Consider the following 15302-nt stretch of genomic DNA (forward strand, 5'->3'; position numbering starts at 1 on the left):
GAGAAGGAAACCCGATGTCTGCAACCGTTACCCTGCAAGCGCCGCTGTCCGGCGTGGTTTTGCCGCTGTCCGCAGTACCCGACCCGGTGTTTGCCGGTGGCCTGATGGGCCAGGGCCTGGCCATTGAACCGCTGTCTTCCACCCTGCTGGCGCCGTGCGATGGCGACATCAGCCAGGTATCCAGTACCGGCCACGCCGTTACCGTGCGTGCGGCCAACGGTGCCGAGGTGCTGATGCATATCGGCATCGACACCGTGAAACTGGGCGGCAGCGGTTTTGTTACCCGCGTGCAAAAAGGCCAGCAGGTGCGCGCTGGCCAGCCGTTGGTAGAGATCGACATCGATAGCGTGGCCCGCCGCGCGCCTTCGCTGATTACCGTCGTGGTGGTTACCAACAGCGACGACATGGCTCTCTCCCTCGACGCATCCGGACTTGTGGAAGCCGGCGCGTCGTGTTTTCTGACCGTGACGGCTCAGGGTGCTCTCTCCCGCCCTGACGCCGTCCACGGCGCAGAACTATCCGTAACCGCCGTGGTAGCGCACGAAGGCGGCCTGCATGCCCGCCCGTGTGCGCTGGTGCAGTCGGTCGCCCGCCGCTATCTGAGCCATCTCGAGATCGGCTTTGCCGGCCAGCGCGCCAATGCACGCAGTGTGGTCAGCATGATGGGTCTGGGGGTGGGCGAACACGATACGGTGACCCTGTATGCCAAAGGTGACGATGCCGACACAGCCCTGGCCGCCCTGGTCGAGGCGCTGCAAACGCATACGCACGCCGGGCACGCACCGGCGCCTGCTGCGGTAGTGGCTACCCGCGACGACGGCAAGCTGGGCGGCGTGTGCGCCGCACCCGGCCTAGCAGTCGGTACGCTGGTATTGCTGGCCGAGCAGGCGCGCCCGGTGCCCGAGCGCGGCCATGGTGTAGAGCCAGAGTTGGCCGCACTGAACGCCGCCCTGCAAAAAGTGCGCACTGCCGTGGCCACCGATGTGGCCCAGGCTGACAAGCGCGGCGCGCACGCCGAAAGCGAGATCTTTGGCGCCCACCTGGCGCTGCTGGACGACCCCGAGCTGGCGCAGGCCGCCGAACGCTACATTCTGGACGGCCGCAGCGCCGCCTACGCCTACCGTAGCGCCATCAGCGCGCAAAGCGACGTGCTGCTGGGCCTGGGCAATGCCCTGCTGGCCGAGCGCGTGGCCGACCTGAAAGACCTGGAGCGCCGCGTGCTGGACGTGCTGCTGGGCGGTGAGCAAGCCGCCCCCGAACTGCCGCCGCACGCCATCGTGGTAGCCGACGACCTGACCCCGTCGCAGCTTACCCGCCTGCCGCGCGAGCAGCTGGCCGGTGTGGTGCTGGCCCGTGGTGGCGCCACCAACCACGTGGCCATCCTGTGTCGTGCACTGGCCATCCCCGCGCTGGTCGCCTGCGGCCCGGCCGCGCTGGCGTTGGCCGCTGGTAGCGAGGCACTGCTGAACGCCGGTGAAGGCTGGCTGGACGGCGCAGCCGATGCCGCCGCACTGGACGCTGCCCGCCAGGATATCGCCCAGCGCGAACAGCGCCGCCGCACCTTGCGCGAGCAGTCTGCCGGCCAGGCTCGTACCCGTGATGGTGTGGCGATCGAGGTGGCGGCCAACATCGCCAACGCTGTCGAAGCGCGTGACGCGGTGCTGAACGGTGCCGACGGCGTGGGCCTGCTGCGTACCGAATTCCTCTTCATCGACCGGCACGACGCCCCCAGCGAAGACGAACAGCGTGCCGCCTGCCAGGACGTGCTGGACGCGCTGGAAGGCCGCCCGGCCATCATCCGCACGCTGGACGCCGGTGGCGACAAGGACGTGCCCTACCTGCCGCTGCCTGCCGAGGACAACCCGGCGCTGGGCTTGCGCGGTATCCGTACCGGTTTTGCCATGCCCGAGGTGCTGGATACCCAGCTGCGCGCCCTGCTGCAAGTGAAGCCGCTGTCGCGCCTGCGCATCCTGCTGCCCATGGTGGCCGACCTGGCCGACCTGCAGCGCGTGCGCCAGCGCCTGGACGAGCTGGCCGCCGAGCTAGGCGTGGCCGAGCGCCCGCAGCTGGGCGTGATGATCGAGGTGCCGTCGGCCGCTTTACTGGCCGACCAGCTGGCCCAGCACGCCGATTTTCTGTCCATCGGTACCAACGACCTCACCCAGTACACCCTGGCCATGGACCGCTGCCACCCGGCACTGGCGGCCAACCTTGACGCCCTGCATCCGGCGCTGCTGCGCCTGATCGCGCTTACCGTGCACGGCGCGGCCAAGCACGGCAAGTGGGTAGGCGTGTGCGGTGCGCTGGCGTCCGACCCGCAGGCCACGCCGGTACTGGTGGGCCTGGGCGTGACTGAGCTGTCGGTGAGCCCGCAGCTGGTACCGGAAATCAAGGACGCGGTACGCCGCCTGGACAGCACCGCCTGCCAGCAGCTGGCGCTGGACCTGCAGGCGCTGAATTCGGCGCAACAAGTGCGGGCGCGGTTACAAGCCGACGCCGCCGCCTTGCTGCGCTGACCTGGTCAGGCCGCCGCATCCTCCCACCTGGCGGCCTGCATTAAAACGAAGAGGAGAAACACAGTGAGTACTTCAAGCAAGTTTGCCGGCGTACAGCAGCTGGGCCGCGCCCTGATGCTGCCGATCGCCGTCCTGCCGGTGGCAGGTCTGCTACTGCGCCTGGGTCAGCCCGACCTGATGGGCATACCCGTGATGGCGCAGGCCGGGGATGCCATTTTCGGTAACCTGGCACTGCTGTTCGCCATCGGGGTAGCCGTAGGGTTTGCCAAAGATAATAACGGCGCCTCCGGCCTGGCCGGTGCCATTGGCTACCTGGTGCTGACCGCGGTGCTGAAAGTGATCGACGCCAAGATCAATATGGGCGTGCTGGCGGGCATCACCGCCGGTATCAGCGCCGGCCTGCTGTACAACCGCTACAAGGACATCGCGCTGCCGTCTTATCTGGCCTTTTTTGGCGGGCGCCGCTTTGTGCCGATCGTCACCGGCTTTGCCATGCTGCTGGCCGGCGTGGTGCTGGGCTATATCTGGCCACCTATCCAGCAGGGCATCGACGCGGTAGGCCACTGGGTAATCGGCGCGGGCGAGTTTGGCCTGTTTGTATACGGCGTGCTGAACCGCATCCTGATCGTCACCGGCCTGCACCACATCATCAATACCTTTGCCTGGTTCCAGCTGGGCGACTTTACCGATGCCGCCGGCAAGGTGGTACACGGTGACCTGACCCGCTTCTTTGCCGGTGACAAAACCGCCGGCATGTTCATGTCCGGCTTCTTCCCGGTGATGATGTTCGGCCTGCCGGCTGCTTGCCTGGCCATGTACCGCGCCGCACGCCCGGAAAACAAGGCTGCCGTGGGTGGCGTGCTGCTGTCCATGGGCCTGACCGCCGCGCTGACCGGTGTCACCGAGCCGGTAGAGTTTGCCTTCATGTTCCTGGCCCCGGCGCTGTACGCCATCCACGCGGTGCTGACCGGCATCTCGATGGCGCTGATGCACACCCTGGGCGTGAAGCTGGGCTTTGGCTTCTCGGCTGGTTTGTTCGACTACGTGCTGAACTTCGGTATCGCGCAGAAACCGCTGCTGCTGATCCCCATCGGCCTGGCGTACTTTGCCGTGTACTACGCGCTGTTCACTTTCTTCATCAAGAAATTCAACCTGATGACCATGGGCCGCGAAGAAGCGGTAGCCGGTGCCCCCGCCGCTGCCAGCCTGGGGGGCAAAGGTAGCGACCGTGCACGTGGCTTTATCGGCGCGCTGGGCGGTGCGGCCAACCTGAAAAGCGTCGACGCGTGCACCACCCGCCTGCGCCTGCAGGTTGTCAGCAACGACGCCGTAGACGAAGCCGCGCTGAAAGCGCTGGGTTCGCGCGGCATGATCAAACCTGCCGCCGGTAGCGTACAAGTGGTGCTGGGGCCGGAAGCCGAGCTGGTAGCGGACGAGATCCGCGCCGCGCTGGCTAACCCGCAAGCGGTGGCTGCCGATGGCGGCGCATTGAAAGCTGCGCTGGGCGGTGCGGCCAACATTCGTGCCGTGGAAGTGGTTGCCGGCAGCCGCCTGCGTGTAGAGCTGGCCGACGCCAGCCGCGTGAACGAAGGTAGCCTGAAAGCCCTGGGCGTGAGCGGCATCATGGCCATGCCAGGCAACCTGGTACACCTGGTAGTAGAAGGCGGCGACCCCGCCGCGCTGGCCAGCCAGCTGCAGTAAGCAGCCCGCCCCGGTGCCTGCATGGTGCAGTACGCCGGGGCATGACAAGACAGGCAGGCGTTTGCCGCCCAGCGGCAGGCGCCGCCCCGTGGTAAGCCTGGGCATCCTGACCTGTGGCTTTGCTCTCCTTCCACCCCGGCACCGCCGGGGTGTTTTTTTGCGCTATAGTGAAATCGATTCCAGTTGGCGGTGGCGGTAGCTTATGCTGCAACGCAAGGCAAGCCATGTTGGCCGCAAGTCGCGTGCGACAAGGCATGCCGGGCAGCAAAGTGTTGGTAGTACGCCCACTACAGAATTGTAAGGGATTGAGTACAAGCCCGATTGGGACAAGGATGTACCCATAGCAAGCGTGCAGCTGGCACGCAGGATTCACCCGATAATCAGGAGACACAACATGGCACTGAAACTCGCCATCAACGGGTACGGCCGTATCGGCCGCATGGTATTGCGCGCCTGGCAAGAACGTTTTGCCGATAAAGATATTGAAATCGTTGCCATCAACGATCTGGGCAACCCTGAACTGCACGCCCACCTGACCAAATACGACTCTATCCACGGCCCTTTCCCAGGCACCGTAGCGCTGGAAGGCGACAAGCTGGTGATCAACGGCAAGCCGATCCAGCTGCTGTCGGTACGCAACCCGGCCGAGCTGCCGTGGGGCGACATGGGCGTGGACATCGTGCTGGAATGTACCGGCATCTTTACCAAACGCGACAAAGCCGGCCTGCACCTGCAAGCCGGTGCCAAGAAGGTGCTGATCTCTGCCCCGGCAGACGACGCCGACGCCACCATCGTGTACGGCGTGAACCACGACACCCTGCGCGCTGACATGACGATCGTGTCCAACGCCAGCTGCACCACCAACTGCCTGGCCCCGCTGGTCAAGCCACTGAATGACGCCATCGGCGTAGCGCACGGCCTGATGACCACCGTGCACTCCTACACCAACGACCAGGTGCTGCTGGACACCGAGCACAGCGACCTGCGCCGTGCCCGCTCCGCCGCGCTGTCGATGATCCCGACCAAAACCGGCGCCGCCGCTGCCGTGGGCTTGGTGCTGCCAGAGCTGAAAGGCAAGCTGGACGGCTTTGCCGTGCGCGTGCCAACCGCCAACGTGTCGCTGGTAGACCTCACCTTTACCGCCCAGCGTGATACCACCGTGGCCGAAGTGAACGAGCTGGTGACCGCTGCGGCCAACGGCGCGCTGCAAGGCGTACTGGCGGTGAATACCCTGCCGCTGGTGTCCATCGACTTCATGCACAACCCGGCGTCCAGCGTGTTTGATGCCACCCTGACCCGCGTGATCGAAGGCCGCCAGGTGAAAGTGCTGTCGTGGTACGACAACGAGTGGGGCTTCTCCAACCGTATGCTGGATACCGCCCAGGCCTGGGTGGCTGCCAAGTAAAAGCCAGCAAGAACCGGCTGGCGGTCTGCTGATCGTGAACCGGTTCTGAAGGCTGCGGCGGCATGGCCCGCCGCACCGCTTGCCCGGTGCCCGTGTGGAGACGGGTGCCTTGTTCTTTAGGTGTATTCTGTTGCTTCTTTGTGCATAGTTCCGGCCTGCCCCTGCAAGGGCAGGCTTTTTTTTGCCTGTCACGCGGTAAGGTTGGCCGCAGCGGGCCGTGTTGATCTGTATCAGGTAAGGGGCGGCTACATCGCACAGGGCGATGTAGCGCCGGTACTACACGCGAGGCAAATGCGTGGCGATGAACGCTGCCATTAGCGCCAGGGCTTGGTCTGCCGCCTGTAGCAGGCCGGTGGCATTGGGGAAGACATGCGGCATGCCGTCCCACACGTGCAGCGCCACCGCCACGCCGGCGGCGTCGGCGCGCTCGGCATAGTGCAGGCTGTCGTCCAGCAGGATTTCGTCGCGGCCAACGTGCAGCTGCAGCGGCGGCAGGCCGTGCAGGCTGGCGTAGAGCGGCGAGGCACCGGGGTCCTGCGCGCTCGTGTGGCCCAGATACAGGGCGGCGCAGGCATCCACCATGCTTTTACTCAGGTACACCTCTGCATCGTGCCGTGTCTGGTGGCTGTGGCTACGATTGCCCAGGTCGGTCCACGGCGACAGGGCGATGGCGGCTACCGGCTGGGTGGTACCGGCCATGGCTTGCAGCCGTGACAGCAGCGATAGTGTCAGGCCGCCACCGGCCGAGTCCCCAATCAGCAACACGCGCTGCCGGCCACTGGCCAGCAGGCCTTGATACACCGCCACGGCATCGTCCAGTGCGGCCGGGTAGGGGTGTTCCGGTGCCAGCCGGTAGTCGGCCACAAACACCGCCTGGCCGCTCAGGCGGGCAAAGTGGCCGGCAAAATGGCAGTAGGCTTTGGCCGAGCCCATTACATAGCCACCGCCGTGCAAAAACAGCAAGGCGCTGTCTGTGTCCGGCTGTGCCGGCAGGCACCAGTAGCCGCTGACACCGCCGATCGTATCGGCTTGGTAGCGAACGCTGTCCGGTGCCGCCACGGCTTGCATGATGTCATCGTAGGGCGCGCGGCCTGCGGGGCCGAATATGGCACCTTTAAACGGCGCGGTTTGCGCACGCAGCGTGGTCATGGTGGCGGCATCGTGCGGCGAGAGGGCGTGCGAGAGGGTATGGGTAGCGGGGGGCATATCGGGCTCCTGTGGCTGCCACCGGTTGGGTGGTTGGCCGCAGCTTAGCCAAAGCTTGCCGGGGCTGGCGTTGCTACCCAGCCGGGCCGTGGTGGCCAGCATAAAATGCTGCCGATGAATGCCGGGCAATGGCTATCGAACACGTGGCATTTCTGCCACGGCGCACGCTCAGTCTTCTTCTGGTAGTGGCGGCAAACGGTGGGTGATGGGGGTGTCGATCACCATGGAGGTCTTGGTGTCGCCGTACTGCATCAGGCGGGCAATCAGCGCCTGCAGCGTGCCCATGCTGTCTACTGCCACACGGATCATCAGCCCGCTGCTGCCGGTGATGGAGTCGCAGTGCACGATTTCCGGCATCTGTTTCAGTAGCTCCAGTACGGTGTAGTACTCCTGGTTTTTCACTGTGAGCTCGATAAGGCATTGTATCGGGCAACCTAGCGCTTCCGGGCGGATGATTGCGCGATAACCGGCTATCACGCCGGATCGTTCCAGCTTTTCCACGCGGTCGGCAACGGCGGGGGCGGACAGGTTCACGCGGCGAGCCAGCTCGGCAAAGCTCAGACGGCCATTTTCGTGCAGTGCAGCGATGATCTTGCGGTCAAACTTGTCCATTTTTCGATTCGAAGGTCAAAGAGTCGTAAATACATTGTATACAAAGTTATGCTGGTTTATAAGCTTCGAATGCCTATTAATAAGCCCCGATAACCCCCGTACAATTCGCCCCGTGTTGAAGCAGCCGGGTCCGCGCCCGGCAGCTTTGACTTCTGGATCCGTTATGAGGGTGCCTGAGCAATCGGCATCTTTGGAACTGTTCTGGTGATCTCTTTGTCCCTGGTCTTAAGCGTTCTTGGCCCCCATGTGTGGCCGGGAACCGACCCTTAGTGGCCTGTCCCCAACCGGACAGGCCTTTTTTTTGCGCGTTTTTCGCGGCTTACACCTTGTGGGTGGACAGCAGCAGGCTGGTTTCGCTGGCGGTAATGCCGGGTATCAGGCGGATGCGGCCCAGCACGCGATCAAACTGCTCCAGCGAGTCGGCGCGCAGCTCGGTGACGATATCCCAGCGGCCGTTGGTGGAGTGCAGCGCGTACACATGCGGCTCGCCACGTAAGGCTTGCAGTACAGCCGGCGTTTTGTTGCCCTCTACCGCAATGCCCATCCAGGCCCGGATGCGCTGGGCCTCGGCCTGCGGTTTCAGCCGTACGGTATAGCCGATGATGACGCCGGCTTGCTCCAGCTTGTTGATGTGTTTTTGCACAGTGGCGCGCGAGACGCGCAGGCGGGTGGCCAGCTCGGTTACCGGGGTGCGCGCGTTGTCGCGTAGCAGGGCAATGAGCTGCAGGTCGGTGTCGTCAAGTTGCATGGTGCTAGCCTGAGTGATCAATATGTGCAGTCTAGCGATAAAACTGCACAGGGTGCCAACTACAAAGTGGCACGCCAGGCCGCCACAATTTCTCCTGCCACACCACCCGGGAGAAACCATGTCACAGCCTGCCTCGCACATCTTGATGGTGCGCCCTGCGCGTTTTCACGCCAACCCGCAAACCCGCGCCAGCAACCATTTCCAGCAGCCTGCGGCCAACGCTGGCGCCAGCGCCACACTGGCCGCGCAGCGCGAATTTGACAGCTACGCTGCCGCCTTACAGGCCGCCGGGGTGCAGGTACAGGTGTTCCGCCAGCCTGCGGGGCTGGATACCCCGGACGCGCTATTCCCCAATAACTGGTTTTCTACCCACGCCGACGGCACGCTGGTGCTGTACCCGATGGCCGCGGCCAACCGCAGGCTGGAGCGCCGCGCCGATATCGTGGCGTGGCTGCAGCAGCAGTTTGCTGTGCGCGCGCTGCTGGACCTGAGCCCGCACGAGGCGCAGGGGCAGTATCTGGAAGGCACCGGCGCCATCGTGTTCGACCACACGGCACGGCGTGCCTGGCTGTGCCGCTCTGGCCGCAGCCAGCCGGCGCTGCTGGCCCCGCTGGCGGCCCGGCTGGGTTACAGCATGCAGGTGTTCGACGCGGTGGATGGGGCGGGGCGGGCGATTTACCACAGCAATGTGATGATGGCGATCGGCCCGCGCTTTGCAGTGATCTGCCTGCCGGCCATCCGCGATGTGGGCGAGCGCCAGCGGGTGCAGGCGCAGCTGCGGCGCGATGGCAAACAGGTGATCAGTATCAGCCTGGCGCAAATGGCCAGCTTCTGCGGCAATCTTATCGCCCTGCAAAGCACGGCAGGCGAGGCGATTATTGCGCTGTCCAGCCGTGCCTGGGCGGCCTTCAGCCCGCAGCAGCAGGCCATGTTGGCCGCACACGGGCGCATCGTGCACGCCCCGCTGGATACCATCGAAACCCTGGGCGGCGGCGGGGCGCGCTGCATGGTGGCCGAGCTGTATTTGCCCAGGCCTGTTAACGCTATGCTTGATGCCCCGGCGCACGGCTTAATAGCTGGCCACGCTGTTGCAGCTGCAGGCTGAGGTAGCGTTCGTACTGCCTGAGCACGTCGGCAATGATCTCGCTCTGGCGCAGGTAGCGGATATCGTAGCCTTCGCGGCCATCGGCAAAGCCGGTTTGCGCCAGGTACTGCATGTCGGCATCGCCACGGCTGGCGGGCAGAAACGCCGGCAGCGGCTTGCCGTGGCACTGCACGCTGTAGACAAAGTCGCGCTGCTCAGACTGGTCTATGCGCAGCGTGACTGCACCGTCTTCGCTACGCTTCACGTCGGTGGCGACACCGTTCTGGCGCAGCTCGGCGGCCACGGTAGCCAGCGCTGGCTGTACCTCGGTATCGATAAAGTGCTGCACGTTGGCCGCACTCGGGCGCTGTACCAGCTGGCGCAGGCGCTGCTGCCAGTGCTGGCCGCTCCAGAACTGCGTAGCGGGTGCTGGTTGCTGCGCCTGGTGGCACTGGTCGGACTGCAGCCCGCGCCACAGGCTGTAGCACAGCAGCAGCATGATGGCGGTGAAGGGCAGGGCGCTGAGCAGTGTCATGGCTTGCAGCGCTTTCAGGCCGCCGGCGCTTAGCAGCGCGGCAGCGGTGACGCCCAGCAATACCGCCCAGAACAGGCGCTGCCACAGCGGCGAGTCGGCCGCCCCCACGCTGGCTATGCTGTCCAGCACCATGGCGCCAGAGTCCGCCGAGGTAACAAAAAACACGGCGATCAGCAGGATGGCTACGCCGCTGGTGAGCTGCGATAGCGGCAGGTAGTCAAAAAAGCGGAACAGCAGGCTGTCTACATTGGCCGCGGTCGCGCCCAGTGCACCGCCAGCCACGTGCAGGTCCAGCCAGATGGCGCTATTGCCGAATACCGTCATCCACAGCAGGTTGAACAGGGTAGGGGCCAACAGCACGCCCACGATGAATTCGCGAATGGTGCGCCCGCGCGAAATGCGCGCAATGAACAGGCCGACAAACGGCGACCACGATACCCACCAGGCCCAGTACAGCAGCGTCCAGCCGCCCAGCCAGTCTTGCTGCGCCGGTGTGCCGTAGCTAAAGGTGCGGAAGGTCATGGCCACCATACCGGACAGATAGCCGCCCAGGTTGTCGCTAAATGCCAGCAGCAGGTACACGGTTGGGCCGGCCAGCAGCACAAACAGCAGCAGCGCCAGTGCCAGCCCCAGGTTCAGTTCGCTGAGGCGGCGCACGCCTTTGTCCAGCCCGGTGGCGGCAGATAGCCCGGCCAGGCCCATCACCACGGCAATCAGCCCCAGCTTGAAGCCGCTAGCGCTGGTGTCGATACCGGCTACCTGCTGCAGGCCGGCGGCCAGCTGCATCACGCCGTAGCCCAGGGTGGTGGCGATACCGAATACGGTAGAGACCAAGGCAAACACATCCACCGCATGCCCCCATGGCCCGTGGATGCGCTCGCCCAGTATCGGGTACAGCCCGGCGCGCAGGCTGAGCGGTAGCTGGTAGCGAAAGCCGAAATACGCCAGCACCAGCCCCACCACGCCATAGATGGCCCAAGCGTGCAGGCCCCAGTGGTGGAAGGTCAGGTTCATGGCCTGCTGCGCGGCCGCCTGCGGGTTGGCCGCCGCCAGTTGCGGGGTCAGGTAATGTTGCAGCGGCTCGCCCACGCCAAAGTACATCAGCCCGATGCCCATGCCGGCGGCAAACAGCATGGCTAGCCACGAGGGCAGGCTGAACGCGGGCTGGGCATCGTCCGGCCCCAGTTTGATGTCGCCGTAGCGGCTGGCGGCAATGCCCAGCAGGCTGATCAGAAACACCGCCACGGCCAGAATGTAAAACCAGCCAAACTGTTGGCCGATGGTGCGTTGGGCGCTGCCTAGCAGGGTTTCGGCCGAGGCGGGCGCCAGCCTGGCCCAGCCCAGAATGGCGGCTATCAGTAGCAGGCCAGGCAAAAACACTGGCCAGACCAAGGTGGTGCGGAAGGTACGGACGGGTTCCATGCTTTCCCTTTCATGTCTGAAGGTGGCAGGCGTTCCGGGGCTGGGCGGGGGAGGCCGAATGCAGGGCGGCAGGTGGGGCAGGAAAAGGTTGGCCGCAGCAAGCAGGCCCGGAACAGAGACGGCAAGTATACCCGAAAATACTTTTGTATAAAAATAAAAGACAAATGCAATAAACGGTAACAAAGCACTCTGGCCGTCAGAAAACGCAAAATGCTTGTACACTGCGGCCATCATTTTTGGCATAAAGCACCTGTGGCGCTACAACGCCGTACTATTTTGGCTATCTTTATCGAAAGCCGCGTGAAGTGTCATATTTCTGTAACCGCTTTTTTCTATCCTTGCCATAATCGTACATGGAAGGATTCCGTCACATGCCCGCCAATATTCTGCTTGTAGAAGACGAACCAGCTATCCAAGAGCTGATTGCGTTCAATCTGGTCCAGGCCGGACACCATGTGCTGCGTGCCAGCACCGCCGAAGTGGCGCTGACACTGGTGAAAAATGCCCTGCCGGACCTGGTCCTGCTGGACTGGATGCTGCCCGGCGCGTCCGGCGTGGAAATCGCGCGCAAGCTGCGCGCCGACGAACGCACGCGCCAGATCCCCATCATCATGCTGACCGCCCGCTCCGAAGAGCAGGACAAGGTACAGGGCCTGGAAGCCGGCGCTGACGACTACATCACCAAACCGTTCTCGCCGCGCGAGCTGCTGGCGCGCATCAAGGCCGTACTGCGCCGCCGCGCCCCGCAAATGACCGACGACGCGGTAGAAGTAAAAGGCCTGCGCTTGGACCCGGTGACCCACCGCGTACAGGGCAACGGCGAAACCGTGGACCTGGGACCTACCGAATTCCGCCTGCTGCATTTCTTCATGACCCACGCCGAGCGCGTGCACTCGCGCACCCAGCTGCTGGACCAGGTATGGGGCGACCACGTATTTGTGGAAGAGCGCACTGTAGACGTGCACATCCGCCGCCTGCGCAGTGCCCTGGAACCCACCGGCCACGATGGCCTGATCCAGACCGTGCGCGGTACCGGCTACCGTTTCTCCGCCCAGGGGTAGGTCTTGGCAGAATTTCTCAAGCGTACGCTGGGCTGGCTGATTGCCATGATGGTGGTCAGCATGGCCTTTGGCCTGGTGTTCGGCCTGGTGACCGGGCTGGCATTAATGCTGGGTCTGTTGCTGTTATGGCTGGCCTTTCACCTGTATCACATTGCCTTGCTGCTGCGCTGGCTGGGTCACCCGGTTCCCGGCCGCGTGCCGGACGGCTTTGGCTCCTGGCACGGCATTTTCATGACCCTGTACCGCCAGGCGCGCAAGCAAAAGCAAAGCAAGAAACGCCTGGCCGGCGTGCTGGACCGCTTTGTGAATGCCGGCGAAGCCATGCCGGATGGCGTGGTGGTGCTGGACGAATACGACCACATCGAGTGGATCAACCCCATGGCCGTAGAGCACCTGGGGCTGAACCGCAAAACCGACGTAGGCAGCCAGATACTGAACCTGGTACGCCAGCCGGCGTTTCACGACTACATGGCGGCGCAGAGCTATAGCCAGCCGCTGATCCTGCACAGCGGTACCGGCAGCGAGCTGGTGTTATCCATCCAGCTGGTACCGTTCGACACCACGCGCAAGCTGCTGCTGTCGCGCGACATCACCCAGCTGGAGCGTGTGCAAACCGTGCACCGCGACTTTGTGGCCAACGTATCGCACGAGCTGCGTACCCCGCTGACGGTGGTAGGCGGCTTCCTGGAAACCTTGTCCGAAATGCCGCAGGTAGAAGACGCCACCCTGCGCCAGTTCCTGCCCATGATGCTGGAGCAGTCGCGCCGCATGCACAGCCTGGTAGAAGACCTGCTCACCCTGTCGCGTATAGAAAACGGCCCGCGCACCATGCTGCAAGACCGCGTGCACATGGCCGCGCTGCTGGACACCATGGTGGTGGAAGCCGAAGGCCTGTCGCAGGGGCGGCACCGTATCGTGGTCAAGAACACCTGCCCGCACGACCTGTGGGGCAATGCGCAGGAACTGCACTCGGCCTTTGGCAACCTGGTGTCCAACGCCGTGCGCTATACGCCGGAGGGCGGCAGCATCTACCTGCGCTGGACGCAGGACGACGAAGGCCGCGTGGCCTTTACCGTTGCCGATACCGGTATCGGCATCCCGCGCGAGCACCTGCCACGCCTCACCGAACGTTTCTACCGCGTAGACCGTGGCCGCTCGCGCGGCAATGGCGGCACCGGCCTGGGCCTGGCCATCGTCAAACACGTGCTGGCACGCCACCACGCCAAGCTGGAGATCCAGAGCGAGCCGGACAAGGGCAGCGTGTTCAGTGTGGTTTTCAACGCCGAGCAGGTCGCACAGAATGATTGAGCACATCGTACTGTTCCGTTTCGCCCCCCACGCCAGCCGCGCCGATACCGACGCCGCGCTGGCGGCCTTTGCCGCCCTGCCAGCGGCCATCCCGCAGGTACGCGGCTTTCGTGCCGGTACCGACATCAGCCCGGAAAACCTGGCCCAGGGCTATACCCACGGCTGGCTGCTGCGCTTTGACGACGCCGCCGCGCTGCAACACTACCTGGATCACCCGGCGCACCAGGCGTTTGTGGCGCAGGTTCAGCCCTTGCTGGCGCAGGCGCTGGTGTTTGATTTCGACAGCGGCCAACCCTGATTTCCACCATGCAGATGTGCTGTGCTGAGTGCTGCTGTCGGGCACGCTTGTGCCATTTTTCCGTACTTGGTGCTGTGCTCATGCCAGCTATGCGGCCATGCTGGGTGATTTGTATCGTTTAATGGCCACCCGCCCCATGCTGTAATGGCTTTGCTACAGACGGTGGGCAAGGTAGCATGTGCCGTACTACACAAGTGCTGCAGCCAGTCTGCGTTGCCCCACAACATAAAGAGCAATACGCCCATGAACCGACTACAAGCCATCCGCCCGTTCGGCCAGCGCATCTGGCTGGATAACCTGTCCCGTGAACTGCTGCAAACTGGCGAGCTTGCCCGCTTGCTGGCCGATGACGGTATTGCCGGTGTGACCTCCAACCCCGCCATCTTCCATAAAGCCATCAGTACCGACCCGCGCTATCAGGCAGAGTTGGCCGCACTGAAAACCGACGCCAGCCTTAGCGCCGAGCAGCGCTACGAAACGCTGGTGATTGCCGATATCCAGGCCGCCTGCGACCTGACCCTGCCGCAATACCAGGCTACCGCTGGCGACGACGGCTACGTATCGCTGGAAGTATCGCCGGCGCTGTCGCGTGACGAAGCCGGTACCCTGGCCGCCGCGCGCCGCCTGTGGGCCGCCATTAACCGCCCCAACGCCATGATCAAGATTCCGGCCACGCCGGAAGGCATTGCCGCCTTTGGCCAGCTGACTGCCGAGGGTATCAACGTCAACATCACGCTGCTGTTCTCGCTGCCACAGGTTGAAGCCGTATGGGATGCCTACATCGCCGGCCTCACCGCACGCCATGCTGCCGGCCAGCCGCTGCAGCACGTGAAGGCCGTAGCCAGCTTCTTCCTGTCGCGCGTGGATAGCCTGCTGGATGCGCAGCTGCCCGCCGAGCTGCAAGGCAAGGTAGCGGTATCGCTGTCCAAGGTGGCCTACCAGCGCTATCTGGCGCGCTTCCACGGTGAAGAATTCGCCGCACTGAAAGCCGCCGGTGCCCGCCCGCAGTTCCTGCTGTGGGCGTCTACCGGTACCAAGAACAAGGCCTACTCCGACGTGCTGTACGTGGAAAGCCTGATTGGTGATGAAACCGTCAACACCGTACCGGACGCCACGCTGGCGCTGTTCCGCGACCACGGCAACGCCGCCGCCACCCTGGCCCAAGGCGCAGACGAAGCGCGTGCGGTGTTGGAAGCAGCGGCCGCTGCTGGTGTTGATGTCAACGCTGCCGGCGAACAGCTGCAGCACGACGGCCTGGTGCTGTTCGAGAAAGCCTTTGCCGAGCTGTTGGTATTGACGGCCTGATCGCCAAACTGGCCAATGCAAAAAGCGCCCTGCGGGGCGCTTTTTGTATTAGCCGGAATCCAAAATAAATATTGATATGAATAAAAAATGCCATTAAAATT

Annotated in this window: 12 protein-coding genes; 8 read left to right on the forward strand and 4 right to left on the reverse strand. The window is 64.0% G+C overall.

The window, feature by feature from the left end:
• The first annotated feature begins 14 nt into the window (after positions 1-14).
• The 3 genes from ptsP to gap all read left to right on the forward strand — a co-directional run bounded on the left by ptsP (position 15) and on the right by gap (position 5622).
• Positions 15-2516, forward strand: a complete 2502-nt coding sequence (ptsP, locus tag ACZ9XP_RS09630) for a phosphoenolpyruvate--protein phosphotransferase (protein ID WP_465188329.1) — start codon at positions 15-17, stop codon at positions 2514-2516.
• A gap of 63 nt (positions 2517-2579) precedes the next feature.
• Positions 2580-4217, forward strand: coding sequence for an N-acetylglucosamine-specific PTS transporter subunit IIBC (gene nagE, locus ACZ9XP_RS09635; RefSeq protein ID WP_147686217.1), 1638 nt, complete (start codon positions 2580-2582; stop codon positions 4215-4217).
• Positions 4218-4611: 394 nt separating this feature from the next.
• On the forward strand, positions 4612-5622 hold the full coding sequence (gene gap / locus ACZ9XP_RS09640) for a type I glyceraldehyde-3-phosphate dehydrogenase (RefSeq protein ID WP_147686215.1): 1011 nt from the start codon (positions 4612-4614) through the stop codon (positions 5620-5622).
• Positions 5623-5898: 276 nt separating this feature from the next.
• Here gap and ACZ9XP_RS09645 read toward each other — a convergent pair whose 3' ends face one another.
• The 3 genes from ACZ9XP_RS09645 to ACZ9XP_RS09655 all read right to left on the reverse strand — a co-directional run bounded on the left by ACZ9XP_RS09645 (position 5899) and on the right by ACZ9XP_RS09655 (position 8188).
• Positions 5899-6828 carry an alpha/beta hydrolase gene (locus tag ACZ9XP_RS09645; protein ID WP_465188330.1) on the reverse strand — a complete coding sequence of 310 codons (930 nt, stop codon included), beginning with the start codon at positions 6826-6828 and terminating at the stop codon, positions 5899-5901.
• 168 nt (positions 6829-6996) lie between these two features.
• On the reverse strand, positions 6997-7440 hold the full coding sequence (locus tag ACZ9XP_RS09650; protein ID WP_147686213.1) for an Lrp/AsnC family transcriptional regulator: 444 nt from the start codon (positions 7438-7440) through the stop codon (positions 6997-6999).
• A 319-nt stretch (positions 7441-7759) separates the two neighbouring features.
• On the reverse strand, positions 7760-8188 hold the full coding sequence (locus ACZ9XP_RS09655) for an Lrp/AsnC family transcriptional regulator (RefSeq protein ID WP_147686211.1): 429 nt from the start codon (positions 8186-8188) through the stop codon (positions 7760-7762).
• A gap of 118 nt (positions 8189-8306) precedes the next feature.
• Here ACZ9XP_RS09655 and ctlX point away from each other — a divergent pair, with 118 nt between their 5' ends.
• Positions 8307-9293 carry a citrulline utilization hydrolase CtlX gene (gene ctlX / locus ACZ9XP_RS09660; RefSeq protein WP_465188331.1) on the forward strand — a complete coding sequence of 329 codons (987 nt, stop codon included), beginning with the start codon at positions 8307-8309 and terminating at the stop codon, positions 9291-9293.
• On the opposite strand, the gene ACZ9XP_RS09665 is transcribed toward ctlX, so the two are convergent.
• A complete protein-coding gene (locus ACZ9XP_RS09665) occupies positions 9232-11229 on the reverse strand; it encodes a BCCT family transporter (RefSeq protein WP_465188332.1) in 1998 nt (665 codons plus the stop codon). The genes ctlX and ACZ9XP_RS09665 overlap by 62 nt on opposite strands.
• A gap of 371 nt (positions 11230-11600) precedes the next feature.
• Here ACZ9XP_RS09665 and phoB point away from each other — a divergent pair, with 371 nt between their 5' ends.
• The 4 genes from phoB to tal all read left to right on the forward strand — a co-directional run bounded on the left by phoB (position 11601) and on the right by tal (position 15201).
• Complete coding sequence (phoB, locus tag ACZ9XP_RS09670) at positions 11601-12290, forward strand: phosphate regulon transcriptional regulator PhoB (RefSeq protein ID WP_017507884.1); 690 nt, start codon at positions 11601-11603, stop codon at positions 12288-12290.
• A 3-nt stretch (positions 12291-12293) separates the two neighbouring features.
• Complete coding sequence (gene phoR, locus ACZ9XP_RS09675; RefSeq protein ID WP_465188333.1) at positions 12294-13598, forward strand: phosphate regulon sensor histidine kinase PhoR; 1305 nt, start codon at positions 12294-12296, stop codon at positions 13596-13598.
• The gene (locus tag ACZ9XP_RS09680; RefSeq protein ID WP_465188334.1) at positions 13591-13896 is read left to right on the forward strand and encodes a Dabb family protein; all 306 of its coding nucleotides are present in this window, start codon (positions 13591-13593) and stop codon (positions 13894-13896) included. The genes phoR and ACZ9XP_RS09680 overlap by 8 nt, the downstream gene beginning before the upstream one ends.
• A gap of 243 nt (positions 13897-14139) precedes the next feature.
• Positions 14140-15201 carry a transaldolase gene (tal, locus tag ACZ9XP_RS09685; RefSeq protein ID WP_465188335.1) on the forward strand — a complete coding sequence of 354 codons (1062 nt, stop codon included), beginning with the start codon at positions 14140-14142 and terminating at the stop codon, positions 15199-15201.
• Positions 15202-15302 lie beyond the last annotated feature (101 nt).

The organism is Vogesella perlucida (assembly GCF_979366545.1).

Bases quoted from the DNA above. Each gene is read 5' to 3' on its own strand.
- ptsP (WP_465188329.1), top strand. From the start codon at position 15: ATGTCTGCAACCGTTACCCTGCAAGCGCCGCTGTCCGGCGTGGTTTTG.
- gap (WP_147686215.1), top strand. From the start codon at position 4,612: ATGGCACTGAAACTCGCCATCAACGGGTACGGCCGTATCGGCCGCATG.
- ACZ9XP_RS09645 (WP_465188330.1), bottom strand. From the start codon at position 6,828: ATGCCCCCCGCTACCCATACCCTCTCGCACGCCCTCTCGCCGCACGAT.
- ACZ9XP_RS09650 (WP_147686213.1), bottom strand. From the start codon at position 7,440: ATGGACAAGTTTGACCGCAAGATCATCGCTGCACTGCACGAAAATGGC.
- ACZ9XP_RS09655 (WP_147686211.1), bottom strand. From the start codon at position 8,188: ATGCAACTTGACGACACCGACCTGCAGCTCATTGCCCTGCTACGCGAC.
- ctlX (WP_465188331.1), top strand. From the start codon at position 8,307: ATGTCACAGCCTGCCTCGCACATCTTGATGGTGCGCCCTGCGCGTTTT.
- ACZ9XP_RS09665 (WP_465188332.1), bottom strand. From the start codon at position 11,229: ATGGAACCCGTCCGTACCTTCCGCACCACCTTGGTCTGGCCAGTGTTT.
- phoB (WP_017507884.1), top strand. From the start codon at position 11,601: ATGCCCGCCAATATTCTGCTTGTAGAAGACGAACCAGCTATCCAAGAG.
- ACZ9XP_RS09680 (WP_465188334.1), top strand. From the start codon at position 13,591: ATGATTGAGCACATCGTACTGTTCCGTTTCGCCCCCCACGCCAGCCGC.
- tal (WP_465188335.1), top strand. From the start codon at position 14,140: ATGAACCGACTACAAGCCATCCGCCCGTTCGGCCAGCGCATCTGGCTG.